This window comes from Rhizobium sp. N122, from assembly GCF_002211295.1.
Taxonomy (GTDB): domain Bacteria; phylum Pseudomonadota; class Alphaproteobacteria; order Rhizobiales; family Rhizobiaceae; genus Rhizobium.
The window spans coordinates 133,992-158,211 of sequence record NZ_LOKU01000056.1 but is presented as its reverse complement, the minus strand read 5'-3'; the positions used below and the strand labels follow the sequence as shown (position 1 = coordinate 158,211).

The window sequence follows — 24,220 nt, the reverse complement described above, 5'->3', positions numbered from 1 at the left end:
GCAAAGCCGGGCTTTAATCGCTAGATACGCGGCAATTCCACAGGATTCACAGTATGGCCGAAAGTCTCGCCGAGGCGGTCTCCCGCCGCCGCACATTCGCTATTATCGCCCACCCGGACGCGGGCAAGACGACGCTCACCGAAAAGCTGCTGCTGTTCGGCGGCGCCATTCAGCTTGCCGGCGAAGTCAAGGCGAAGAAGGATCGCATGCAGACGCGCTCCGACTGGATGAAGATCGAGCGCGAGCGCGGCATTTCCGTCGTCACCTCGGTGATGACCTTCGAATATAACGACAATGTCTTCAACATCCTCGACACGCCGGGCCACGAGGATTTCGCCGACGACACCTATCGCACGCTGACCGCCGTCGACGCCGCCGTCATGGTCATCGACGCCGCCAAGGGCATCGAGCCGCGCACGCTGAAGCTTTTCGAAGTCTGCCGCATGCGCGATATCCCGATCATCACCTTCATCAACAAGATGGACCGCGAAAGCCGCGATCCCTTCGAGATCCTCGACGAGGTGGAAGAGAAGCTGGCGCTGGATACGGCGCCGATCACCTGGCCGATCGGCCGCTCGAAGACCTTCTGCGGCTCCTACAATATTGCCGCCAACACGGTGCGCGGTTCGGATACCGAAATCGAGGGAACGCCGGTCAACGGTCCGCAGGCTGTTGCAGACCGGCTGCCGGAAAACGAGCGTCGGGCTTTCGTCGAGGAGACGGAGCTGGCGATCGAGGCCTGCCGCCCCTTCGACCGCGACTCCTTCCTCGAAGGCCATATGACGCCGGTCTTCTTCGGCTCGGCCTTGCGCAATTTCGGCGTTCGCGACCTGATCAACGCGCTTGGCGATTTTGCGCCGCCGCCGCGCGACCAGGTCGCCGATACCAGGACCGTGCACGCGACCGACGACAAGATGACCGCCTTCGTCTTCAAGATCCAGGCCAATATGGACCCGAACCACCGCGACCGCATCGCCTTTGCCCGCATCTGCTCCGGCAAGCTCGAGCGCGGCATGAAGGCAAGGCTTGCCCGCACCGGCAAGCAGCTCGGCCTGACGGCGCCGCAATTCTTCTTCGCCTCGCAGCGCCAGCTTGCCGACACCGCCTATGCCGGCGACGTCGTCGGCATTCCCAATCACGGGACGCTGCGCATCGGCGATACGCTGACCGAAGGCGAAGCCCTCGTCTTCCAGGGCGTGCCGAATTTCTCGCCTGAGATCCTGCGCCGCGTGCGCCTGGAAGATGCGATGAAGGCGAAGAAGCTCAAGGAAGCGCTGCAGCAGATGGCCGAAGAAGGGGTCGTCCAGCTGTTTTCGCCTGAAGACGGCTCGCCGGCAATCGTCGGCGTCGTCGGCGCCCTGCAGCTTGACGTGCTGAAGGAGCGGCTGATGGCCGAATACGGCCTGCCGGTCTCCTTCGAAATGTCGCGTTTCTCCGTCTGCCGCTGGATCTCGGCCGATCAGCCGGCCGATCTGGAAAAATTCCTCACCGTCAAACGCGGCGATATCGCCCGCGATCTCGACGGAGACCCGGTCTTCCTCGCCCAGGACGCCTTCTCGCTGCGGTACGAATCGGAACGCCATCCGGCGATCAAGATGGTCGCCATCAAGGAATATCACGCCGCCAAGGCGGCGTGATCGCTGCGGCGCCAGCTTAATCCTCGCGATCGAACCGCGGCAGCGGTTCGATATCCTCCACCCAGGGCAGGGCCGAGCGGCACCATATCTGTTTCTTCGGTGCCAGTTCCCGCCGCTGGTCGATGCCGCCGAGGCGAATGCCGATGGCGCCGCCTTCGCCATCGGTGCGATAGAGCGGCGATCCGCAGTTCGGGCAGAAGAATTGCCGGCTGAGGCCACCGCTGTCACCATATTTCGTATAACCGCGCGGCTCGCCTGCTACGAGCGTGAAGCTTTGCGGCCGCGCCGGCGCGGTAATGCGATAGGCCGAGCCGGTCAGCCGCTGACAATCGGTGCAATGGCAGATCGACACCCGCTCCGGATCAATCTCGGCCTGATAGCGGATCGCTCCGCAATGGCATCCTCCGGTGATATGCATCGGCGTGTCCTCACTCCGCCGGCGGCGTGGCTGGGCGCGTGGCGTAGAAGGCCTTGGCATCCGCCGTGAAGGCGGCTCGCTGATCGGCCTTGGTATAGAACATATGCCCGCCGCGATAAAGTTTCAGCCCGACGCGGCCGCGGGCAAGCGACGGCGGCAGGTGATCGACAACATAGCGGCTGACGCCGTAAGGCGTCACCAGATCGCTGTAGCCATGCGCGATCAAAAGATGGAAGGCCGTGTTCGACGCAAGCAGCTGCCGGATGTCGTCGGTGGCGCTGGCCTGCAAGCGCGATCCGCCGCCGCGCCCGCCGCCCCATTCCCAGCGCCGGCTGATATCGCTGTCGAGCAGCGAATAGGTCATCTCGGTTTTGAAGCCGAGCTCGTTGCGGGCATAGTCGGCAAAAGCGCCGCCATAGGCGCGGGTGAAGCCGTCGAGAATGGCGTCGTCGCCGCGGTCGTAATCCGATTCCGGATAGGCGTCGGGGGCGGCAAAGGCGGCATCGTAAGGGCTCATCACCTCGCCGCTGCCCCCGTCCGAATGTTTGACGAAGGAATTGCCGAGGAAGCCGCGGTTGCGCGTGACGATATCCTCAGGGATGCCCGTCAGCCCGGCGATCCTGCCGTAGAAGGCGGCGGCCTCAGTGCCCGTCGGCGGCGGACCGGCAAGCGTCGTCAGATAATCTCCGAGCGCGAAGGTTTCCGCTGCGCGCTGCTTCTGCTCGTCAAAGGCGTTGTGTCGGTCGAGTTCGGCCGCGGCCAGCGACGGCAGCTCCAGTGCTGCGCCAAGTGGGAATTGATCGGCGTTGAACATCAGCTGGCCTTCGAGCAGCGGCGAAAGCATCACCGCGCCGGCAACGACAATGCCCTGGCTTTCCTGCAGCGCCGAGGCGACCTTGGCAGCACGGAAGCCGCCGTAACTTTCGCCGAGCAGATATTTCGGCGCGTTGGAACGGTTGTTGTGCGCGACATAGAGCGCAATCGCCTTGGCGATGCTCTCAGCGTCCGAGTTGACGTTGTAATAATTGGAGGCGTCGTCGGCCTTCACCGTCCGGCTCCAGCCGGTCCCGATCGGATCGATCAGCACGAGATCGGTGAAATCAAGCCAGCTCTGCGGGTTCTCGACGAGCTGCGCATGCGCGCCGTCGCGCGCCTGAGGCCCGAAATCGAGCACTTTGGGGCCGACCAGCCCGAGATGCAGGAAGGCGGAAGCAGCACCCGGGCCGCCGTTGAAGGCGAAGGTCAGCGGCTGGTCCGGGCCTGCATCCTTTGCAACATAGGCGGTGTAGAAGATCGCCCCGGTCGGCGCGCCGTCCTGGCCGAAGAGATCGAGCGTGCCGGCGGTCGCGGTATAAGCAATCTTCCGGCCGCCGATCGTCAGTTCGTGCTCGGTGACGGAATCGGCCGGCAGCAGCTTCAGCACGCCATCACGCGCACTGCGCTCGACATTCTCTCCCGATTGACCGCTTTCCTCAGCCGGGGAAAGGGCAGGGGCGAGCGACACCGCCAGAGCGGCAAACAGAAACAGGGGTCGTAAACGCAAAGTGTCTCCTCCGGCGGTGCGGGCTGCGCCTTAGAGATAGCGTAACATCCGCGACCGGCGACCGGCATCAAGAGATGGTGATGGGTCGGTGAGGGCTCAGCTCACCTTTTCCACGGCATGGACATTGATCTCGACCGACCGGCCGGCCTTCCAGCCGTTGATCGCCGCTCCGAGCCCCAGCGCGACGAAGAGGGCGGCGCACCAGGAAAAGCTGCCGGTCCAACTGCGGATGAGGCCGACGATCAGCGGGCCGATAGCGGCAAGCAAGTAGCCGACGCATTGCGCCATGCCGGAGAGATGGGCGGCGACATCGGGATCGCGCGAGCGCAGCACGATCGTCGTCATCGCCGCCGCGATCAGCCCGCCCTGGCCGATGCCCTGCAGCAAGGCCCACAGCCAGACCGTCGACAGCGGCGCAAACAGCAGGCCGAGCAGGGCGGTGACGGCGACGCCGCAAAGGCCTGCATTGATCAGCCTCTGGTCTTTCCCCCGCACGGCGATATGCGGCACGATCAGGCAGGATGCCGCCTGCACCATCACCGACAGCGAAACGATCGCCCCGGCGGTGACACCGTCGAGGCCGCGTTCGCGCAGGATCGGGACCAGCCAGCCGAAGACGCAATAGGCAAGTGCCGATTGCAGCCCCATGAACAGCGTCACCTGCCAGGCAAGCCGGTCCCGCCAGAGGCCATTGACATGAAATCCGTTTCGCCTTGCCTGGCTGCCGCTGCGCAGAACCTGCGGCAGCCAGAGCAGGGCGACGGCGAGCGCCGGCAGTGCCCAGGCGGCGAGCGCGCCGTCGAGAGAGCCGCCGAGCGCGTGCTCGATCGGCAGCGTCAGCCCGGCCGCACTGGCCGCACCGGCGCAGAGCGCCATGGTGTAGAAGCCGGTCATCAGTGCCGCGCGTCCGGAGAAATCCCGTTTCACCAGTCCCGGCAGCAGCACGTTGCCGACCGCGATGCAGGCGCCGGCGAGCGCGGTGCCGATGAAGAGTAGCGGCAAGGAGGAAAGCCCGCGCAGACCGGTGCCGAGCGCAAGCAGCAGGAGAACGCCGAGCAGCGTGCGTTCCGTGCCCAGGCGCTGGGCAAGACGCGGCGCCAGCGGCGAGAAGGCGCCGAGGCAGACCACCGGCAGCGTCGTCAGCAGGCTGGCGCCAAGCGCGCTGAGGCCTAGTTCCGCCCGGATTTCCGGCAGCAGCGCCGAGGCGCTCGAAAAAACCGGGCGCAGGTTGAAGGCGATCAGCACCAGGCTGGCGCCAAGCAGGAAGCGATCCGCGCGTCCTCGCACCGGTGTTGCCTGCGGCGGCGGCAGGCTGCCGGCCTCGGCGTCCACAAGCAATTCGTCTGATGCGTTGAGTGCCGTGACGGCATCGGCGGAAGATGTGGTCATGACAGGATCATCCGCTCGAGGGCGGCAAGAACCGGCGCCATGAAGCGGCGCACCGCCGCATCCGCCTTCACGGGATCGCCGGTTTCGATGGCGTCGACAATATCGGCATGCGCCTGCATATCCGGTTCGGGAATATCCCCGCCGAGGGTGGCGGCGATGGTATCGGCGATCGAGGCCGAGAAGAAATCATAGATCTCGATCATCGCCCGATTGCCGGAGGCGGCAATGACGGCCTTGTGGAAGGCGAGGTCGCGTTCGATGAAAGCCGCCTGATCGCCGTCCTCGTAACTGCCGCGCTCGGCAAGCAGCCGGCGAAGCCCGGCAACCGTCGCCGGCGTCTTGCGGACCGCCGTCAGCCGGGCGGCCTCGACGTCGAGCGCCAGGCGTGCCTCGAACTGGTCGCGCAGGCTGGCGCGCCGTGCCATGGTCAGCGGCCGGCCGGCATCGCTGGTCGCGCGGACATAGGTACCCGACCCCTGCCGCGTTTCGAGATAACCCTGGGAGACCAGAACCCGCACCGCCTCGCGCACCGTGCCGCGGCTCACCGAAAGCATGGCCGACAGCGCGGCTTCATTCGGCAATTTCTCGCCGACGGCCCAGCGTTTGCCGAGAATATCGCTGCGGATCGCCTCGATTGCCGCATCGGCAAGATTGGTCCTGCTGATCGCCCGCATCCCACTACTCATAAAGTCATCAGATGACTTTATGAGTAGTGGGATCGCGATGGTTCGTCAATGCTGACGACATCACGGCAATAAAAAAGGGCCGCCTCGGCGACCCTTTCCATGAGTTTGGCCTCAAACTGGCCTGGACTGTCTATGCAGCCCCAGGAAGGCGGGGATTACAGCGAGGGCTGCCTCGCTTTCTTCACCTCTCCCATGCCCGTTACGAGGTCCGAAATCTCATTAGACATTGGATCACCTTCCTTTCGTTCTGTTGCTGATAGGTGGAAGGTAGGCCGATTCTTCGCAGATGCAAGAGAGAAAAGCGATCAATGCGCCGCCTTGATGAAGGTGCCGTTCTGCAGTTCGCGCATCGCCTGCATGATTTCCTCGCGCGAATTCATCACGATCGGGCCGTGCCATGCGACCGGCTCCTCGATTGGCTTGCCTGACACAAGCAGGAAACGGATGCCTTGGTCGCCCGCCTGCACCGTCACTTCGTCGCCGCTGTCGAAGACCACGAGCGTGCGGTTGCCGGACATGTCGCGAATGTTCAGCTCCTCACCGTCGACCTCCTTCTCGACGCGCACGCCGAAGGGTTTCGACGCATCGCGAAAGGTGCCGGAGCCTGCGAAGATATAGGCGAAGGCGTTGCGATAGGTGTCGACCGGCAGACGCTTCTTCCTGCCGGGCGGCACCGAGACGTCGAGATAGATCGGCTCGGCGGCAACGCCGTCGACGGGACCGGCCTTGCCCCAGAAATCGCCGCAGATCACCCGCACGGCCGTGCCGTCATCATCGACGACGACAGGGATATCGGCGGATTTGACGTCCTGATAGCGCGGCGCCGTCATCTTCAGCGAGGAGGGCAGGTTTGCCCAGAGCTGGAAACCGTGCATGCGGCCGGCGAAATCGCCCTTCGGCATTTCCTGGTGCATGATGCCGCTGCCGGCCGTCATCCACTGGATATCGCCGGCGCCGAGCAGGCCACTGTTGCCAAGGCTGTCGCCATGCTCGACGGTGCCGGCAAGCACATAGGTGATCGTCTCGATGCCGCGATGCGGGTGCCATGGGAAACCGCGAACATATTCCGCCGGATTGTCATTGCGGAAATCGTCCATCATCAGGAAGGGATCGGTCATCGCAGGATCGCCGAAGCCGAAGACGCGGTGCAGCTTCACGCCCGCGCCTTCCATGGTCGGTGTGGCGGTACTTTCATGTTTGACGGGGCGGATCGACATGATGTCCTCTTGAAGGTTCAACTTGGCGGCAACTATAGCGGCCCGGCCGCTAAGCGCGAAGCCCGCCCTGCGCACAACGCAGTGTTCACAAAAGAACACAGGCTTTCGCCGAATTTGAACATCCCGAGCGCCACGAAACCGTCACCTTGCGCTTGCAAACCGGTCGCGCGTTAAGCTGTTATTAGCCGCGACGGCAGACAATTTCAGCATGCCCGCCGATGCGGCGGCGGGTCCCGGAGCAAGAAAGCCATGTGTCGCTGGGCAGCGTATCGCGGAGACCCTCTCTATCTCGAGGAGCTGGTATCCTCGCCCGCCCATTCGCTGATCGAGCAGTCTCATTGCGCCACCCGCGCCAAGACGGCGACCAATGGCGATGGCTTCGGCATCGCCTGGTATGGCGACAGGCCCGAGCCCGGCCGCTACCGCGATATCCTGCCGGCCTGGTCGGATTGCAATCTGAAGAGCCTGGCGCGGCAGATCCGCTCGCCGCTCTTCCTCGCCCATGTCCGCGCCGCCACCGGCGGCGGCACGCGCCGCGACAATTGCCACCCCTTCACCCACGACACCTGGTCCTTCATGCACAATGGCCAGATCTCCGGCTTCGAGCGTCTGCGCCGGCCGATGGAGGCGATGCTCGACGACGAGTTGTTCAATGCCCGCGGCGGCACGACCGATTCCGAGCTGATGTTCCTGCTGGCGCTGCAATTCGGCCTGCGCGAAGCGCCGATCGCCGCCATGGCGGATATGGTCGGCTTCGTGGAGGACCTGGCCGAAAGCATCCTCGGCTCGATCCTGCTGCGTTTCACCGCCGCCTTTTCCGACGGCAAGACCCTCTATGCGATCCGCTATGCCACCGATCGCAAGGCGCCGACGCTCTATGCCTCACCCGCCAGCGCCGGCTATTGCCTCGTCTCCGAGCCATTGAACGACGATGTCGACGCCTGGGCTGAAATTCCCGATGGCAGCGCCGTCACCGTCGGCGAAAACGGCATCGATGTCACAGAGTTCCGGCTGGGAAAGCGAAGTGCCGTCCAGCCCCAGCGCATGGCTATCCCTGCCTGAAACTCTCGGCGATCAGGGCCGCCAGCCTATCGGCAACCTCTTCCTTCGTGAGGTCAGGCCATCGCTCGACGCCGTCGTGACGGATGAGTCGGACGCTGTTGCGGCTGCCGCCCATGATGCCGGTCGCCGGCGAGACGTCGTTGGCGACGATCATGTCGGCGCCCTTGCGCTCGAGTTTCGCCCTCGCATTGCTTTCCACGTCCTGCGTCTCGGCGGCAAAGCCGATCACCAGCTTCGGCCGCATCGTATGATGGCCGACGGTTTTGAGGATGTCGGGGTTTTCGGTCAGCGCCAATGTCGGGATGGATTCGCCCGGATGTTTCTTCAGCTTCTGGTCGGCGGCCGAGGCAACGCGCCAGTCCGCCACCGCCGCCACCATCACCGCGATGTCGGCCGGCAGCGCCGCGAGCACCGCATCGCGCATTTCCTCCGCCCGCTCGACATGCACGGTGCTGACGCCGACGGGGTCGGCGATCGTCACCGGCCCCGAGACCAGCGTCACTTCGGCTCCCAGTTTGGCAAGGGCTGCGGCAATCGCATGTCCCTGCCGACCGGATGAGCGGTTGGCGATGTAGCGCACCGGGTCGATCGGCTCGTGCGTCGGTCCTGAGGTGACGATCGCCTTGCGCCCCTTCAGCGGCTTTTCTCCGTCGTCGAGCATGGTTTCGGCCGCCGCAACGATGTCAAGCGGCTCCGCCATCCGGCCGAGCCCGGCCTCCCGGCTCTCCGCCATCTCGCCGGCCATCGGTCCGACGAAGCGGATGCCGTCTGCCCGGAGCAGCGCTGCATTGCGCCGCGTCGCCGGATGCGCCCACATGCTGGGGTTCATCGCCGGTGCCGCCAGCACCGGCCTTTGGGTCGCCAGCAGCACGGTCGAGGCGAGATCGTCGGCAAGCCCATTCGCCATCTTCGCCATCAGGTCGGCCGTGGCAGGGGCGATGAGCACGAGGTCGCAGTCGCGCGCCAGCCTGATATGGCCGACATCCTGTTCGTCTTCACGCGAAAACAGATCGAGGAAGACGTGGTCCGCGGCCAGCGCGCCGACGGCAAGCGGCGTGACGAATTCCTGCGCCCCCTTGGTCATGATCGGGCGCACACTTGCACCGCGCTCGCGCAGCCGGCGGATCAGATCCAGGCTCTTATAGGCGGCGATGCCGCCTGAGATGATGAGGAGGATGCGTTTGCCGCTGAGAGCCATGGCTTTCTACCCGTCGCCTTATTGACCGGGCCCGACCCTAAGCCTTTGGCGCAGAACATGCAATCGCGGGGGAAAGGCATCGGATCTGCTCAAGAGCGGTGAATAGTTGCGTAGTGAAGACCCCTCCCCAACCCCTCCCCACAAGGGGGAGGGGCTTAGATGACGCGCCGCCTATATCCCTTTCATCGTCTCATCCGCAGAAAGGCCGATGTCTGTCGCAGTTGGTGCAACGTGTTAGCCCCTCCCCCTTGTGGGGAGGGGTTGGGGAGGGGTCTTTTCCGGTCGATGGCGGTAGCCCTCGCCGTCTCAGCTGCGGGTGATCGAAATGCCGCCGTCAACCAGCGACGCCGTGCCGGTGACGAAGCTCGCATCGTCGGAGGCGAGGTAGAGAACCGAGCGGGCGAGTTCGTCCGGTGTGGCGACCCTTTTCAGGGCATGCATAGCGGTGACGGCAGCCTGCTTGTCGGCCGTATCGTTCATGTCCCGGTACATGTCGGTATCGACCGCACCCGGCAGAATGGCATTGACGCGCACGCCCTGCGGCCCGAATTCGGCGGCGAGCGCCTGCGTCAGCCCGATCAGGCCGGATTTGCTGGCGGCATAGGCGGCGACACCGGGAAAGGCGAAGCTATAGCCGACGAAGGTCGAGGTGAAGATCACCGAGCCGCCGCCATTTTGCGCCATCGCGCCGATCTGATGTTTGGCGGCGAGGAAGGATGCGGTGAGATTGACCGCCAGCGCCTCGCTGAAACCTGCTTCCGAGACACCGGTGCTCGGACCGGCTTCGCCGATGATGCCGGCATTGTTGAAGGCGATGTCGAGCTTGCCGTAATGGGTCAAGGCGGCCGCGACTAGTGCGTTGTGATAGTCTTCCGACCGGACGTCGCCAGCAACGGCCACGGCATCGCCGCCCTCTGCCTTGATCTCCGCGACAAGACTGTCGAGTTCGGCTTGACGGCGGGCGCCGACGATGAGCTTGGCGCCTTCTGCGGCAAAGAGCTTTGCCGTGACGCGGCCGATGCCGGAGCTTGCGCCGGTGACGATTGCAACCTTGTTGTTCAAGCGGTTCATGGTTCCATCTCCTGTGTTCACGCGAGGCGGCCCCTGCCGTCCCTTCCGTTGAATGGAAGATGGCATTTTCTTTTCGTTCGGATTAGTCTCCAGATCGGGGAATTCGAATTCGGAAAGACCGAACAATGATCAGGATCGAAGGCATTGCCGCTTTTGTTGCCGTCGTCGAGGCCGGCTCGGTCAGCGAGGCGGCCCGGCGGCTCAGGCTCTCCAAATCCGTCGTCAGCGAAAGGCTGGCAGAACTGGAGAAGGCGCTTGGCGGCATGTTGCTGCACCGTACGACGCGCAAACTCACTCTGACCGAGGACGGTGCGGTCTTCCTGGAACGGGCCGCGCGCATCGTGCGTGAGATCGAGGAGGCCGCCGCCGACATGGCCGAGCGGCGCGGCACGCTATCCGGGCCGATCCGCATCGCCGCCCCCGTCACCTTCGGCCGCATGCATCTCGGCCCGGCGCTCTACCCCTTTCTTGCCGACCATCCCGATATCGAGCTGACGCTCGATATCGACGACCGGCGTGTCGATGCGGGCTCGGACGGCTATGACGCCATCATCCGCAACGGCCCGATCGCCGACAGCCGACTGGTCGCCTGGAAGCTGACGCGCAGCCGCCGCCTGCTCTGCGCCTCGCCGGATTATCTCGCCCGTCAGGGCACGCCCGCGTCGCTGGCCGAGCTGAATGGCCATCGTGGCATCTTCTACACCAATCGCGGCGTCGCCGACTGGCGCTTCCAGACGCCGGAGGGTGCGGTCGTTGTCCGCGCGAAACTGGCGCTCGCCATCAACAATGGCGACATGCTCCGCGACGCCGCAATTGCCGGTCTAGGCATCGCGCTGCTGCCCGCCTTTATCGCCGGCCCGGCTATCCGCGAAGGCAGGCTTGCCGAAATCGATGTCGGTCACAGGCCGGAGGCCGAATTCATCTATATGGCCCATCCGGAGGGACGAAATCCCTCGGCCAAGCTGCGCGCGATTGCCGATCACTTGAAGAAGAGTTTCGGCGATCCGCCCTATTGGGATCTTACGGATAGTCCATGAACTCGAAGGTTCGTCAGGATGAAGATATGCCGCTGTTAGTGCATGGCGTGAAGACTACGATCGCAGGAGAAAAGCACTATCTGACACGCGGCACCGGCGCCTATCGCCGCGCCAGCCTGGCGCTTTTCCTTTCCGGCTTTTCCACCTTCTCGCTGCTTTATTGTGTGCAGCCGCTGCTGCCGGTCTTCTCGCAGGAATTTGCCGTCAGCCCGGCCGAAAGCTCGCTGTCCCTTTCACTCTCCACCGGCTTCCTGGCGGTCGCCATCGTCTGTGCCGCCGCCCTCTCGGAAGGGCTTGGCCGCCGCAGCCTGATGGCGCTGTCGCTGGTCGGCGCGGCCTTACTGACGGTGGCCACGGCTTTTGCCCCGAACTGGCATCTGCTGCTCGTCGTCCGCGCCCTGCAGGGTCTCGTTCTCGGTGGCGTGCCGGCCGTCGCCATGGCCTATCTCGCGGAGGAAATCGATCCGCGCGGCCTTGGCGCCACCATGGGCCTCTATGTCGGCGGCACGGCCTTCGGCGGCATGTCCGGCCGCGTCCTCACCGGCATCTTCGCCGAAGATCTCGGCTGGCGGCCGGCGCTTTTCCTTATCGGCGCCATCGGCCTTGCCGCCGCGATCGGCTTCATCGCCCTGCTGCCGCCGTCGAAGAATTTCGTCCGCCGGCCGGGCTTCGATCCGCGCTTTCACGCGAAAGCCTGGCTCGGCCATCTCAAAAATCCGGCGCTGCCCTTCGTCTTCGCCATCGCCTTCCTGGCGATGGGCTCCTTCGTGACCATCTACAATTATGCCGGTTTCCGTCTCGTGGCGCCGCCCTATAACCTCAATCAGACCGAACTCGGCCTGATCTTCGCCGTCTATCTCTTCGGCATCGGCGCCGCCTCGATCGGCGGCCTTATCGGAGACTGGATCGGGCATTTTCGCGTGCTGCTCTTCGGTCTGACGCTGACGGCCGCCGGCAGCGCGCTGACGCTGTTTGCCGCGTTGCCATCCATCATTCTCGGCATCGTGGTGCTGACCGCCGGCTTCTTCATGAGCCATTCCATCGCCAGCGGCCTCGTCGGCAAGCTGGCGCGCGGCACCAAGGGCCACGCCTCGTCGCTCTATATGCTCGCCTATTATGTCGGCTCCAGCCTGATGGGCTCGGCCGGCGGCTGGTTCTTCGCGGTCGAGGGCTGGGCCGCCGTCGTCCTTTTCACGCTTGCCATGCTGGCGCTCGCCTTTATCTCCGCCTGTGTCGCCCGGCATCTCGTGAGGAGAAAAGCATGATCCGCATAGACCGTCTCGATCATCTCGTGCTGACCGTCGCCGAAATCGCAGCCAGCTGCGATTTCTATTCCCGCATCCTCGGCATGTCGGTGGAAACCTTTGCTGACGGCCGAAAGGCACTGAAATTCGGCAGACAGAAGATCAACCTGCATCAGGCCGGACACGAATTCGAACCCAAGGCGAGACATGCCACACCCGGCTCCGGCGACCTCTGCTTCATCGCCGAGACACCGCTTGCCGATGTCATTGCCCATCTGCAGACCGGAGGCATTGTGATCGAAGGGGGTCCGGTCGAACGCACCGGTGCGACCGGGCGCCTGCGCTCGGTTTATTTCCGAGACCCCGACGGCAATCTTATCGAAGTCTCGAATCCGATCGGCTGACGCTCCTAAGCCGGGGGCCGTTCTTCCGCCGCTGCCGCGAAGTCGGGATCGACAGGACCAGTCACGTCGGCAAGCCATTCGCAATCGTCGGAAATCGGCTCGAGAATGATCGCACGCCCCTGGCGTCTGATCGCGACGGCATCGCCGTCGAAACGGAATTCCTTGGGCAACCGGACGGCCTGGAAGCCTCCTGACCAGAAAATCTTGGCTGTTTCCATTTCAGGGCTCCTGATGGGATGACGGCAATCTATAGCAAGTCCGGGGCTGTTCAACCAAGCCGGATATAGGGCACGTCCTTCTTCGTCACCTCATCAAGCGCCTCCTCGTAGCCCGCATCGGCATATCGCATGACACCGAGGGCGGTGTCGTTGGTCAGCGCGTGGTCCAGCCGCTCATCGGCGGCCTCAGTGCCGTCGGCGACGACGGTGACGCCGCAGCTCGTCATGTAGCCGGCATAGCCGCCGCCGCCGGAATGGACGACGACGAGATCGGCCATCGACGAGCAGAGCATCATCGCATCGATCAGCGGCCAGTCGGCGATCGCATCCGAGCCGTCCTTCATCCGCTCGGTCATGATATTTGGATGCGCCATGGCGCCGGCATCGAGATGGTCGCGGGAAAAGGCGATGGGGCCTTTGAGCTCGCCGCCTAGGGCCAGCGCGTTGACGCGCCGCGCCAGCATCGTGCGCTCGCCGTGGCCGAGCCAGGCGATACGGGCTGGCAGCCCCTCGAAGGGAACATGCTCGCGCGCCAGCCGGATCCAGTTGGTGATGATCCTGTTGTCGGGGAAGAGTTCGAGCAGCAGGTCGTCGATGCGGGCGATATCGCTCTCCTCGCCTGAGAGCGCCATCCAGCGGAACGGGCCGATAGCCCGGGCAAAGAGCGGCCTCAGATAGGCTTCGGTGAAGATCGGAATGTCGAAGGCATTGGCGACGCCGCCCTCTTTCGCCTGGGTGCGGATGAGATTGCCATTGTCGAAGACTTCCGCGCCGCGCTTCTGGAATTCCAGCATCGCCGTCACATGCTCGACGATCGAGGCGCGGCTTGCCGCCATCAACTGCCCCTGGCCGTCGTCGCGCAGCCCTCTCACCTGATCGAGGCTCATGCCCTTCGGCACATAGCCATAGACCAGGTCGTGCGCCGAGGTCTGGTCGGTGACGATATCGGGCACGATGCCGCGCCGGGCAATCTCGGGATAGACCTCGGCCGCATTGCCGACGAGCCCGACGGACAGCGCCCGCTTTTCCTTCACCGCGGCGTCGATCATCTGAAGGGCGGTATCGAGATCGGGGGCGATCTCCTGGAGGTAGCCGATCTGCTGGCGCTTGCGGGCACGCTCCGGGTCGATATCGACACAGAGGATCGCAGCCCCCGCCATGCGGCCGGCAAGCGGCTGCGCCCCGCCCATGCCGCCGAGGCCGGCCGTCAGCACGAAGCGGCCGGCGAGATCGCCGCCGAAGCGCCGATCGGCAATGCGCATGAAGATTTCGTAGGTTCCCTGGATGACGCCCTGGCTGCCGATATATTGCCAGGCGCCGGCCGTCAGTCCGCCCCAGCAGATCAGTCCCTTGCGCTGCAGCTCGTAGAACACCTCGGCCTTCGCCCATTGCCCGACGATATTGCAGTTCGCCATGATAACGAGCGGCGCCTTGGCGTGCGTCCGCACCAGCCCGATCGGCTTGCCGGACTGGATGAGCAGCGTCTGGTCCTCTTCCATCTCGGTCAGCGCCTCGACGATGCCCTTGTGTGCCGCCCAGCTGCGCGCCGCCTTGCCGAGTGCGGCATAGACGATCAGATTGTCCGGGTCTTCGCCGACCGATAGCACGTTTTCGAGCAGACGCAGCAGCGCTTCCTGCCGCCAGCCCTTGGCGCGCAAGTCCGGCCCGCCGGGAATCGGGAATTTCGGATGACGCGGATTGGCCTTCGGCATGGTTGTTCCTCGCTTGGTTCTCAACCTTTTCCCTTCTCCCCGCTGGGGAGAAGGGAGGTTACTTCTCCGGCAGAGATTCCACATAGGCGAGCGCCGCATCAAGCAAACGCCGTCTCAGCGCATCGTCGCCGTAGACCTCGGCGGTCACCCGCACCCAGCCCTGCATGACCCGCTCGCCCGACAGCATCTGGACCACACCGGGCAGGGTCAGCGCCCAGCCGTCATTGCCTCTGCCGAGGCGGATCAGCATGCCGTCGCTGCGCGCGCCGCAGAGAAGATTGCCGTTCAGCAGGAAGGCCCGGCCGCCGAACATGGATTTTTCGGCAAGCCCCGGCCGATCGCCGAGTTCCTCGCGCAACAGCTCTTCAAGGCCGGGATCGCGCGTCATGGTTCAGGCCTTCGTTTCCAAAGCGTAGCGGGCGATCTCGATCCCCATCGCCTTTTCGACGACGGGATAGACGGTGGGATCGAGCACGCTCGCCGACAGCGGGATGATATCCTTCGGCACGTGCAGGATGAAGACGGACATGCCCTCCTGCAACTGGCCGACGCTGAGCGGCTCGCCCTCCGGAGATAGCGTGGTGATGACCGCGGGGAAGGTTGCAAGCCGGCCGCCACCCGCATCGTCCACGGCCATATATTCGTTCATCACATGCAGCGTCACCGATTTTGAGCCCGTGCCGACGGTGACCGTGCCGATGTCGAAAGCTTCCCTGGTGTAGACGACGTCCTTTCGAGAGATGACGCCCTCGGCGAGGATATGCCCGCCCGTTGTCTTGCAGATGGCGTCGATCACAGCAGATCCGCCGCGTTTCTCCGCCGCGATGATCGCCTCGCCGAGCGCAAGCGCCATCGAGATGCCCCCGAGTGCGGCATGGCTGCGGACATAGGACGCGCGCAGCGGATTGCGGCAGCTGGCGATAAAACCGCCGGATTGATCGGCGGCGGCGCGCAGGACCGGCGAGATTTTCGCCGTCGCCCCCTTCACCACCAGCTCGATATAGCGGTTTTCGGCGCGATTGCCGCCGACGGCAGTCTGGATCATCGGCTCGGGTGAGCCGGCCATGCCGATCGAGCCCATGTCGCCGGTGGGATGGGCGCGGATATCGCCGACCGCGTCGACTACCTTGGTGCCGAGGATCGCCGAGGGCAGCCAGCCGTTCAGCGTCGAGGATTTGCCGTTCTGGCCGATGATCAGCCCGGAAAGCCTTTCACCCAGCGCCTCCTGCAAGAGCTGCACCGCCTTCACATAATCGATGCCCTGCATTTCCCAGGGCGTGGTGGAGGCGGGGGCGCCGATGGCGGCGGCGGTAGCAACCCAGTCCTCGTCCTTCAGTTCGTCGATCGAGATCAGCTCCGGTTTGCCGACATTGACGGCCGCAAGCCCGAGCATGCGTCCATGGTCGGCCCAGCCGCCGCCGCCGGCGGCATAGACGGAGCCGCCCTTGACGGCGGCTTCGACGTCCTTTTCAACCAGTATGCGTCCCATCGGCCTTCTCCCGCTTCAAATCCTTATCCATCTCGCGCACCGCTTCGAACAGCACGGCGGCGCCAAGCGCGATATCGTCATTGTCGGCCCATTCGTCGGGGCAATGGCTGCGGCCTCCCCGGCAGGGCACGAAGATCATCGCCGCCGGCGCCACCTTGGCGATCCAGGCGGTATCGTGCCCGGCGCCGGAGGCCATGCGCCGATGTTTGGCGCCGACGCGTTCGCAGGCAGTCTCCAATGTCGAAAGCAGTCCGGCATCGCCCGGCGTCGGCATATTGTCGGACACTCGGTTCGGTGTCTCGATCGTGACGCCATAGGCGGTGGCCAGCTTTTCGACATGGCCATCGAGCCAGCGGCAGAAGGCCTCCATGTCGGCACGAATCTCGGCTCGGCCATCGATCAGCAGCACCACTTTCGACGGGACGACATTGGCGGCATTCGGCTCGATCCGAAATTCGCCGACCGTCGCGGCAAAGTGGCCCGGCGTTTTGGAGAGCTCAGCGGCGGCGTTGCGAATGTCGAGCACCAGCTGGGCAGCAGCCACCAGCGCATCCGCCCGCCGGTCCATCGGCGTCGTGCCGGCATGATCGGCCCGCCCTTCGACGGCAATTTCGATGCGGGTGATGCCCGCGATCGCGGTGACGATGCCGATATCCTCCCGTTCGGCTTCGAGCACCGGCCCCTGCTCGATATGCAGCTCGAGGAAGCCTGCCAGATCGGGCCGCTTCTGCTGATCCAGCACGCCAGGCCTGCCACCCACCTCGGCGATACCTTCGGCCAGGTCGCGCCCATCGCTGACGCGCGATAGCCAGGCTTCCGGCAATTGCCCGGTCATCCCCCGGCTGCCGATGCAGGAGACGCCGAAGATACTGACTTCTTCGGCGAGGAAATCGATGATCTCCAGATCGTGGTCGAGTTCGATCGCCTGGTCGCTGAGCGCGCGCGCCACTTCGAGCGCCGATATCAACCCGGCAATGCCGTCGAAACGGCCGCCATCCGGCACCGTGTCGGAATGCGAACCGAGCATGATCGTGCCGAGCCAGGGTTTGCGGCCCGTGCGCCGGCCGATCAGATTGCCGGCGGCATCGATCCGCGTTTCCAGTCCAGCCGCCTTCATCTTCGCTTCGATATAGGCCCGGCCTTCGAGAAAGAGCGATGAGAAAGCCCGCCGCGTCCAGGGATGCCCCGGCTCGGTGATTGCGGCCAGCGCCTCGATATCCCCGGCAATCCGGCCGGCATTGACGGGCAGATTGCGGCTCATGCGGGCGCTCCCGCAACGACCTGGCGCGGCAGCGGCCGGACGAACCGCCCGCTACCGGGCTCAGCCAGCACCTTGCCGCCTTCGGCGATCTTTTCGCCGCGCAAGTAGGTAGCGGAAACGGTCCAGGGCAGGCGAATGCCGTTATAGGGGCTCCAGCCGACGACATTGTTGCCGCTTGCCGACGCATCATAGACGCTGTCTCGCGGTTCCAGCACGGCGATATCGGCGTCCTTGCCCGGCGTCAGCGCCCCCTTGATATGGTCGAGCCGGAAATGCTTCGCCGGGTTTTCCGCCATCAGCCGGGCCGCCCATGTCAGGGGAATGCCGCGTTCGATGGCGCCTTTGACGAAAAGCGGCACCATCACCTCGAGGCCGGGCACGCCCGAAGCATTGACGAGCATGTCGGGATTGGTCTTGCGGCTCTCCGACCAGCTGACGTGATCGGTCGAGACCAGCCAGACATCGCCGTCGGCCACCTTCCGCCAGAGCGTCTCCACCTCGGCGCGCGGCCGCAGCGGCGGATTGATCTTCGCCTTGCCGCCGAGGCGCTTCACGTCGTTCTCTTCGTCGAGCGTCAGATAATGGATGCAGCATTCGACGGTCGCGGCAAAACCGTCACGCCGATAAGCGCGGGCGATGTCATAGCCGCGCCCGAGCGAGCAGTGCACCACATGCGCCGGGCAGCCGGTCACGACACCCGTCTCGAAGATCGTGTGCATCGCCAGGAGTTCGGTAATCGGCGGCCGTGACAGGCCATGCGCCCGCCAGTCGGTGATGCCGCTCGCCTTAACCTCAGCCATATAGCTGCGCACCGCCTCGTCGTCCTCATTGTGCACGCCCGCCGTCAGCCCCGTCGGCGCGATCGCCGCAAAGCAGGCGTCGAGCAGGGCCGGCGGAATGCGTGGAAAACGCTTGGGGTCGGTGCCGAAGGTCGAAAATTTGAAGGCGGCGACGCCCGCCTCGACCATCTCGCCGATCCGCGCCGGGCCTTCTTCCGGGTCGACCGTGCCGTAAAGCGCGAAGTCGACACGCGCCTGCGCGCCTGCGTGGTCGATCTTGCGTTTAACCGCTGCGGCCGAGCAGACGAGATCGCCCTCGTCATAGGGCATGTCGACGATAGCAGTCACGCCGCCGGCTGCCGCTGAACGCGTCGACCAGATGAAATCCTCCTGGTCCTTCTGGGACAGCGAATGCACCTGCGCATCGATCGCACCGGGCAGGATCAGCGCTTTGCCGAGCAGATGCCGTTCGCGCGCCGCAGGCGGCACGCCGAGGCCGACTTCAGCGATCTTGCCGTTGCGGGCGGCGACATAACCCGCTTCGAGAATGCGCTCCGGCAGCACCACCGTGCCCTGCAGAACGAGATCGAAGTCCATGACGCTTCCTCCCCAGGCTGAGTTCAGAGTGCCTGCGCCTCGTGGTGGGGCAGCCGCTCCTCGATATGCTCCAGCGATCCGAGCGCGAAGAAATCGTCGAAGGAGGCGATCGGAACCTGCTCGGTCAACCTCGAGAGGAAGTCGTCCGAGCCGAGCTCCTCCTCGATTGCCTCGACCTCGGCCGAAAGCGGCCGGTCCACGATATAGAAATCCGCATGTTTGCGCACGACCTCGTAGAGCATGGCGGCGACGCCCTTCGGTTCGTCGCCGAGAATGTCGATCGCCTGGGCCGAGAGCAGCGCCTCCAGCGCCGCCAGGCGCTTCAGCGCCTGCATCTGCCGCTCGAAGCGCTCGATGACCAGCGGCAGGAAGGCTGCCTCGTCCTCCAGCCCCGCCGCCACCACCAGCGACTGCGCCGACACCGGATTGGACATCGACAGCACGCGCGAAAAAATCTCGCCGGCAAGCTTGATGATCGGCCCGAAACCGGTGGCGATGCGTCCCGGCGGCACCAGATTGACCGGCAGGTCGCGCCGCTGGCCGTTGCCGAGAATGACGCAGCGGTTGAAGGCGTTGCGCGCCGCATGCGCCATGCAGAGTGCGGCCGATTCGAGCAGGATCGTCACGTCGAGCGGCAGCGAACCGCCCGAGGTCATCACCCGGCCTTCGACCACGACGGGATTGTCGTCCGAACGCCCGGTGGCGGCAAGGATCTTATGGCCCGTCGACAGCAGGTTTTCGATCACCGCGCCGAACACCTGAGCGATCATGCGCAGGCTGAGCGGATCCTGCACATGCGTCGCGACGGGCCAGTTCCAGTCGTCCGAGGCGTTGCAGAGCCAGGCGCCGATCAGCGCTTCGCGCGCCGTGCCGACATGGCGCACCGCCTTCCAGGGATCGCGGGAGGCGCCGAGCGCACCGGCCGCCATCATCGCCGTCGCCAGCAGGATGCGGATCGAGGCGGCGGCATTGCGCGTCGTTTCCGCCGCTGCGGCAAAGCTCACCGCATTGATACTGAGCGAGGCGAGGCTATCGCGCGGCGCCATCCGCACCGGCTGCAGACCCGCCGCCTTGAAGGCCTCGGCCGCCTGCATGCGGTTGCCGCGGTAGACCGCTTCGCCGACGCCGGTCAGCACCGCGCCGATCTGCCCCATCAGGCCGATATCGGCGCAGCCGATCGAGCCGGTGCGGCGCACGACCGGAATGAGATCGGCTGCCAGCATGGTGATATAGGCCTCGATCAGCTCCGGCGTGCAGCCGACCTGGCCGGTCAGCGCCGTATTGACGCGGATCGCCATGGCGTTGCGCACGACATTGCAGGAAAACGGCGTGCCGGTGCCGAAATGATGAGCGCGCACCAGGCCGAGATTGAACGTGTCGAGTTCGTCGGCCGACCACTCCACATCTTTCATAGCGCCGACGCCGGTTGTCGAGCCGTAGACCGGCATGCCTGAGGCAATCGCATCCTCGACGATCTCGCGGGCAATGGCGATGCGGGCCATGCCGGTCGCCGAAGCCGAAATCCGCGCCTTGCCCGCACCGATCGCCGCCATCTCGGCAAACCCGAGCGGCCGTCCGGAAAGTTCGATGCCAGGGCGTTCGTGCTGCATGTGCCATATCTCCTAACGCATGTCGCGCAAAAGTGTGCAGCGGTTTTGCGATAACGACATGCGTAAAACCAAAGACCTAAAGCGCAAGGAGCGAATCTGAAGATCGCGGCGCGCTTTAGATTGTCAGACTAAGCGGCTCCTCCGTCACATGGGATATCCTAAATGCCGAACACAGCATGTTTACGGACGGATCAGCTCAGCATCCAGGCAATATAGAGAAGCGTCAATGCGATGATCCACAGCGCAATCCTGGCCGAACGGTTATGCCGCGCCTCGGCCTTGCCGATCGCCTCTGCCGTCTGTTCGTCGAACCGTAAGCCGTGTTCGCTCATCTGCAGAAGCTGGTGATGGAATTTTTCGGTCTTCGCGGCAATTTCCGGCACGGCTTCGGCAAGCTTCACCGCCGCCTTCAGCCCGTCCTTGAGGTCGGCGGCGATCCGCTTCGGCCCGAGATTGGTGCGGATCCAGTCGCCGACGACGGGCTCGGAGGCCTTCCACATGTTGAAGCGCGGGTTGAGCATGCGCGACACGCCTTCGACCACGACCATGGTCTTCTGCAGCATCACCAGTTCCGGCCGTGTCGCCATGTCGAAGAGTTCGGTCACTTCGAAAAGCAGCGTCAGCAGCTTGCCCATCGAGATCGTCTCGGCCGGCTGCCCATGGATCGGCTCGCCGATCGCCCGGATTGCCTGGGCGAAACTCTCGACATTGTGGTGGCCGGGCACATAGCCCGCCTCGAAATGCACCTCGGCCACACGGATATAATCGCGGGTGATGAAGCCGTAGAGGATTTCGGCGAGGAACCGCCGCTCCTTTTTGCCGAGCCGCCCGACAATGCCCATGTCGACGGCGACGATCATGCCGCTCGCATCGACGAAGAGATTGCCCGGATGCATGTCGGCATGGAAGAAGCCGTCGCGCAGCGTATGGCGCAGGAAGGACTGGATCAGCGTATCGGCAAGCAGGTTGAGATCGTGGCCGGCCGCGCGCAGCCCCTCGACGTCGGACATGCGCGTGCCGTCGATCCACTCCATGGTGATGACGTCGCGCCCCGTTCGCTCCCAGTCGACCTTCGGCACGCGGAAGCCGGGATCTCTCTCGGTATTCTCGGCGGTCTCGGAAAGGGCGGCCGCCTCCAGGCGAAGATCCATCTCCATCTTCGTCGTCTGTTCCAGCGTCTTCGTCACCTCGACCGGCCGCAGCCGCCGGCTGGAGGGCAGGAAACGCTCCTGCATGTGGGCGACGAGATACATCGCCTCGATGTCATGGGCAAAACGCTGGCGCACGCCGGGCCGCACGATCTTGACGGCGACCTTCTTGCGCCCCGCCGATGTCTCGACTTCGGCCGGATGCACCTGGGCGATCGAGGCGGCGGCGATCGGCTCCTCGAAGCTCGCATAGAGTTCGCCGATCGGCCGCCCGAGCGAGCCTTCGATATTGGCCTTGGCGGCAGCCGAGGGAAAAAAGGCCATTCGGTCCTGCAACTGCGACAGGTCGTTGGCGAATTCGACGCCGACGACATCCGGCCGTGTCGCCAGGAATTGCCCGATCTTCACATAGGAAGGGCCGAGCCGCTCGACGGCCTGCGCCAACCGGTCGCTGCGTTTCTGATGCCGCGCCTTGCTGCGCTCGAAAATCGTGACGAAGGATTTGGCGAGCGCCACCGGAGGCGGCAGCCCCTCGGAAGGCAGCGCCGAGACGACGCCCTCACGCACGAGCACCCAGCCGACGCGCCAAAGGCGGAAATAGGCTCCGAAAGTGCTCATGCCACAGTGCCCCGCCGAGGGAGGGTTGTCTTTTCTTGTCCCATTCCCTCAGAGCTTCCAGCCGGAATGCAGCGCGGCGATGCCGCCGGTATAATTGGTGTAGCTGACGCGCGAAAAACCGGCCTGGCGGATCATTGCCGCAAAATTCTCCTGGTTGGGGAATTTGCGGATCGATTCCACCAGATATTGGTAGGGTTCGGCATCGCCGGTGATCGCCTTGCCGAATTGCGGAATGGCGTTGAACGACCAGGCGTCGTAGATCTTGTCGAGCAGCGGCATGTCGACTTCGGAAAATTCGAGCACCAGCAGCCGGCCGCCGCGCTTCAAGACGCGATAGGCCTCCGACAGCGCCGCGTCGATCCGCGGCACGTTGCGGATGCCGAAGGCGATCGTATAGGCGTGGAAGCTGGCGGCTTCGAACGGCAGTTCTTCTGCATTTGCCTCGACGAAGGTGAGATTGCCGGAAAGCTTCTTCTTTTCCGCCCGCTCGGCGCCGACGCCGAGCATCGAACCGTTGATGTCGAGCACGGTCGCATGCGCCTGCCGGCCCGAAGCCTCGACGATGCGGAAGGCGATGTCCCCGGTGCCGCCGGCAACGTCGAGCACCTTGTAGCCCGGCTCCTTGCGCGGGTTCAGCGCCGAAATCATCGCATCCTTCCAGGCGCGGTGCATGCCCATCGACATGACGTCGTTCATGATGTCGTAGCGCTTGGCGACCTTGTGGAACACCTGGTTGACGAGGCCCTGCTTCTCGCCGTCAGACACCTCGCGGAAGCCGTAGGAGGTCTCCATGCCGCCATCGGCGGAAGTGCGGCTTTCTGACATCAGACTGCTCCGTTCCTTGATATTCAGCCGCGCAGGCCATAGCGAAAGGCCGCGCGCGACGTTATCACTGGGCCGCGCTCTCCGCGGACCACTGGCGCTATAGCGCACATCGTCCTCGGTTGAAACACGTTAGATACAGATGGGTTAAGATGCCGGAATTGCCAGAAGTCGAAACGGTAAAACGCGGCCTGGCGCCGACGATGGAGGGGGCTCGCGTCGCCAGGCTGGAGCTGCGCCGCGGCGATCTGCGCTTTCCCTTTCCCGACGCATTCGCCGACAGGGTTTCCGGCCGCACCATCGTCGGGCTTGGCCGCCGCGCCAAATATCTGCTGGTCGATCTCGACGACGGCAACACGCTGATCTCCCATCTCGGCATGTCCGGCTCTTTTCGCATCGAGGAGGGCCGCATCGAGGAAGGCGCCGCAGCCGCCACGCCCGGCGAATTCCACCATGCCCGCTCGAAGGACGAGAAGCACGATCACGTCGTCTTTCATCTGGAAGGCGCAAGCGGCCCGCGCCGCGTCGTCTATAACGACCCGCGCCGTTTCGGCTTCATGGATATGGTCGAGCGCGCCGATCTCGCCACCCATCCCTTCTTCCGCGATCTCGGGCCGGAGCCGACCGGAAACGAGCTTGGCGCCGCCTATCTCGCCGAGCGCTTCCGCAACAAGGCGCAGCCATTGAAGAGTGCGCTGCTCGACCAGAAGAACATTGCCGGTCTCGGCAATATATATGTCTGCGAGGCGCTGTGGCGCGCGCATCTTTCGCCGGTCCGCGCCGCCGGCACGCTGGTAACCGCAGGCGGTAAGCCGAAGCAGCAGCTCGACCTGCTCGTCGCCTCGATCCGCGACGTCATCGCCGATGCCATCGCCGCCGGTGGATCGTCGCTGCGCGATCATATCCAGACCGACGGATCGCTCGGCTATTTCCAGCATTCCTTCTCCGTCTATGATCGCGAAGGTGAGGCTTGCCGCACGCCCGGCTGCGGCGGTACGGTCGCCCGCGTCGTCCAGGCGGGCCGCTCCACCTTCTATTGCGCCACCTGCCAGAAGTAAGC

At 64.6% G+C, this 24,220-nt stretch carries 22 protein-coding genes; 6 read left to right on the top strand and 16 right to left on the bottom strand.

Features of this window, described 5'->3' with window-relative positions:
* The first annotated feature begins 53 nt into the window (after positions 1 to 53).
* Positions 54 to 1,637, top strand: a complete 1,584-nt coding sequence (locus ATY75_RS28095; protein WP_088940034.1) for a peptide chain release factor 3 — start codon at positions 54 to 56, stop codon at positions 1,635 to 1,637.
* Between the two features lie 16 nt (positions 1,638 to 1,653).
* Here the strand turns inward: ATY75_RS28095 and ATY75_RS28090 are convergent, their stop codons facing one another.
* The 5 genes from ATY75_RS28090 to ATY75_RS28070 all read right to left on the bottom strand — a co-directional run bounded on the left by ATY75_RS28090 (position 1,654) and on the right by ATY75_RS28070 (position 6,890).
* Positions 1,654 to 2,055: a GFA family protein gene (locus tag ATY75_RS28090; RefSeq protein WP_088940033.1), complete on the bottom strand. Its 402-nt coding sequence runs from the start codon at positions 2,053 to 2,055 to the stop codon at positions 1,654 to 1,656.
* Between the two features lie 10 nt (positions 2,056 to 2,065).
* Positions 2,066 to 3,598 carry a carboxypeptidase gene (locus tag ATY75_RS28085; protein WP_088940032.1) on the bottom strand — a complete coding sequence of 511 codons (1,533 nt, stop codon included), beginning with the start codon at positions 3,596 to 3,598 and terminating at the stop codon, positions 2,066 to 2,068.
* A 96-nt stretch (positions 3,599 to 3,694) separates the two neighbouring features.
* Positions 3,695 to 4,987, bottom strand: coding sequence for an MFS transporter (locus tag ATY75_RS28080; protein ID WP_088940031.1), 1,293 nt, complete (start codon positions 4,985 to 4,987; stop codon positions 3,695 to 3,697).
* Positions 4,984 to 5,661, bottom strand: coding sequence for a FadR/GntR family transcriptional regulator (locus ATY75_RS28075; RefSeq protein ID WP_088940030.1), 678 nt, complete (start codon positions 5,659 to 5,661; stop codon positions 4,984 to 4,986). The genes ATY75_RS28080 and ATY75_RS28075 overlap by 4 nt, the downstream gene beginning before the upstream one ends.
* Positions 5,662 to 5,978: 317 nt before the next feature.
* Complete coding sequence (locus tag ATY75_RS28070) at positions 5,979 to 6,890, bottom strand: pirin family protein (RefSeq protein WP_088940029.1); 912 nt, start codon at positions 6,888 to 6,890, stop codon at positions 5,979 to 5,981.
* A gap of 249 nt (positions 6,891 to 7,139) precedes the next feature.
* Here ATY75_RS28070 and ATY75_RS28065 point away from each other — a divergent pair, with 249 nt between their 5' ends.
* Positions 7,140 to 7,952 (top strand): class II glutamine amidotransferase, encoded by an 813-nt coding sequence (locus tag ATY75_RS28065; RefSeq protein WP_088940028.1) that lies wholly within the window; start codon positions 7,140 to 7,142, stop codon positions 7,950 to 7,952.
* Here ATY75_RS28065 and coaBC read toward each other — a convergent pair.
* Together coaBC and ATY75_RS28055 are read right to left on the bottom strand one after the other, a co-directional pair.
* Positions 7,939 to 9,150: a bifunctional phosphopantothenoylcysteine decarboxylase/phosphopantothenate--cysteine ligase CoaBC gene (gene coaBC, locus ATY75_RS28060; RefSeq protein WP_088940027.1), complete on the bottom strand. Its 1,212-nt coding sequence runs from the start codon at positions 9,148 to 9,150 to the stop codon at positions 7,939 to 7,941. The genes ATY75_RS28065 and coaBC overlap by 14 nt on opposite strands.
* Positions 9,151 to 9,456: 306 nt before the next feature.
* A complete protein-coding gene (locus ATY75_RS28055; RefSeq protein WP_088940026.1) occupies positions 9,457 to 10,221 on the bottom strand; it encodes an SDR family oxidoreductase in 765 nt (254 codons plus the stop codon).
* Between the two features lie 125 nt (positions 10,222 to 10,346).
* Between ATY75_RS28055 and ATY75_RS28050 the strand changes: the two genes are divergently transcribed.
* From ATY75_RS28050 to ATY75_RS28040, 3 genes are read left to right on the top strand one after another with little or no spacing between them, the layout of a single operon-like run.
* The gene (locus ATY75_RS28050; protein ID WP_088940025.1) at positions 10,347 to 11,258 is read left to right on the top strand and encodes a LysR family transcriptional regulator; all 912 of its coding nucleotides are present in this window, start codon (positions 10,347 to 10,349) and stop codon (positions 11,256 to 11,258) included.
* Between the two features lie 26 nt (positions 11,259 to 11,284).
* Positions 11,285 to 12,523, top strand: a complete 1,239-nt coding sequence (locus tag ATY75_RS28045; RefSeq protein WP_088940124.1) for an MFS transporter — start codon at positions 11,285 to 11,287, stop codon at positions 12,521 to 12,523.
* Positions 12,520 to 12,906: a VOC family protein gene (locus ATY75_RS28040; RefSeq protein WP_088940024.1), complete on the top strand. Its 387-nt coding sequence runs from the start codon at positions 12,520 to 12,522 to the stop codon at positions 12,904 to 12,906. The genes ATY75_RS28045 and ATY75_RS28040 overlap by 4 nt, the downstream gene beginning before the upstream one ends.
* Before the next feature lie 5 nt (positions 12,907 to 12,911).
* Here the strand turns inward: ATY75_RS28040 and vapB are convergent, their stop codons facing one another.
* The 9 genes from vapB to ubiE form a co-directional block, all read right to left on the bottom strand.
* Entirely contained in the window at positions 12,912 to 13,124 is a 213-nt protein-coding gene (gene vapB, locus ATY75_RS28035) for a type II toxin-antitoxin system VapB family antitoxin (RefSeq protein ID WP_088940023.1), read from the bottom strand.
* Positions 13,125 to 13,174: 50 nt separating this feature from the next.
* A complete protein-coding gene (locus ATY75_RS28030) occupies positions 13,175 to 14,836 on the bottom strand; it encodes a urocanate hydratase (protein ID WP_088940022.1) in 1,662 nt (553 codons plus the stop codon).
* A 58-nt stretch (positions 14,837 to 14,894) separates the two neighbouring features.
* Entirely contained in the window at positions 14,895 to 15,224 is a 330-nt protein-coding gene (locus ATY75_RS28025) for a TfoX/Sxy family protein (protein ID WP_088940021.1), read from the bottom strand.
* A gap of 3 nt (positions 15,225 to 15,227) precedes the next feature.
* Positions 15,228 to 16,325 (bottom strand): DUF917 domain-containing protein, encoded by a 1,098-nt coding sequence (locus ATY75_RS28020; RefSeq protein WP_088940020.1) that lies wholly within the window; start codon positions 16,323 to 16,325, stop codon positions 15,228 to 15,230.
* The gene (locus ATY75_RS28015) at positions 16,306 to 17,586 is read right to left on the bottom strand and encodes a Zn-dependent hydrolase (RefSeq protein WP_088940019.1); all 1,281 of its coding nucleotides are present in this window, start codon (positions 17,584 to 17,586) and stop codon (positions 16,306 to 16,308) included. Before ATY75_RS28015 ends, ATY75_RS28020 begins: the two co-directional genes overlap by 20 nt.
* Positions 17,583 to 18,962, bottom strand: coding sequence for an amidohydrolase family protein (locus ATY75_RS28010; protein ID WP_088940018.1), 1,380 nt, complete (start codon positions 18,960 to 18,962; stop codon positions 17,583 to 17,585). The genes ATY75_RS28015 and ATY75_RS28010 overlap by 4 nt, the downstream gene beginning before the upstream one ends.
* Before the next feature lie 23 nt (positions 18,963 to 18,985).
* Positions 18,986 to 20,572, bottom strand: coding sequence for an aromatic amino acid lyase (locus ATY75_RS28005; protein ID WP_088940017.1), 1,587 nt, complete (start codon positions 20,570 to 20,572; stop codon positions 18,986 to 18,988).
* A gap of 191 nt (positions 20,573 to 20,763) precedes the next feature.
* Positions 20,764 to 22,338, bottom strand: coding sequence for a 2-polyprenylphenol 6-hydroxylase (gene ubiB, locus ATY75_RS28000; protein WP_088940016.1), 1,575 nt, complete (start codon positions 22,336 to 22,338; stop codon positions 20,764 to 20,766).
* A 48-nt stretch (positions 22,339 to 22,386) separates the two neighbouring features.
* Positions 22,387 to 23,163, bottom strand: a complete 777-nt coding sequence (ubiE, locus tag ATY75_RS27995) for a bifunctional demethylmenaquinone methyltransferase/2-methoxy-6-polyprenyl-1,4-benzoquinol methylase UbiE (RefSeq protein WP_088940015.1) — start codon at positions 23,161 to 23,163, stop codon at positions 22,387 to 22,389.
* A 149-nt stretch (positions 23,164 to 23,312) separates the two neighbouring features.
* On the opposite strand from ubiE, the gene mutM reads away from it, so the two are divergent.
* Positions 23,313 to 24,218 (top strand): bifunctional DNA-formamidopyrimidine glycosylase/DNA-(apurinic or apyrimidinic site) lyase, encoded by a 906-nt coding sequence (gene mutM / locus ATY75_RS27990; RefSeq protein ID WP_088940014.1) that lies wholly within the window; start codon positions 23,313 to 23,315, stop codon positions 24,216 to 24,218.
* Positions 24,219 to 24,220: the final 2 nt, after the last annotated feature.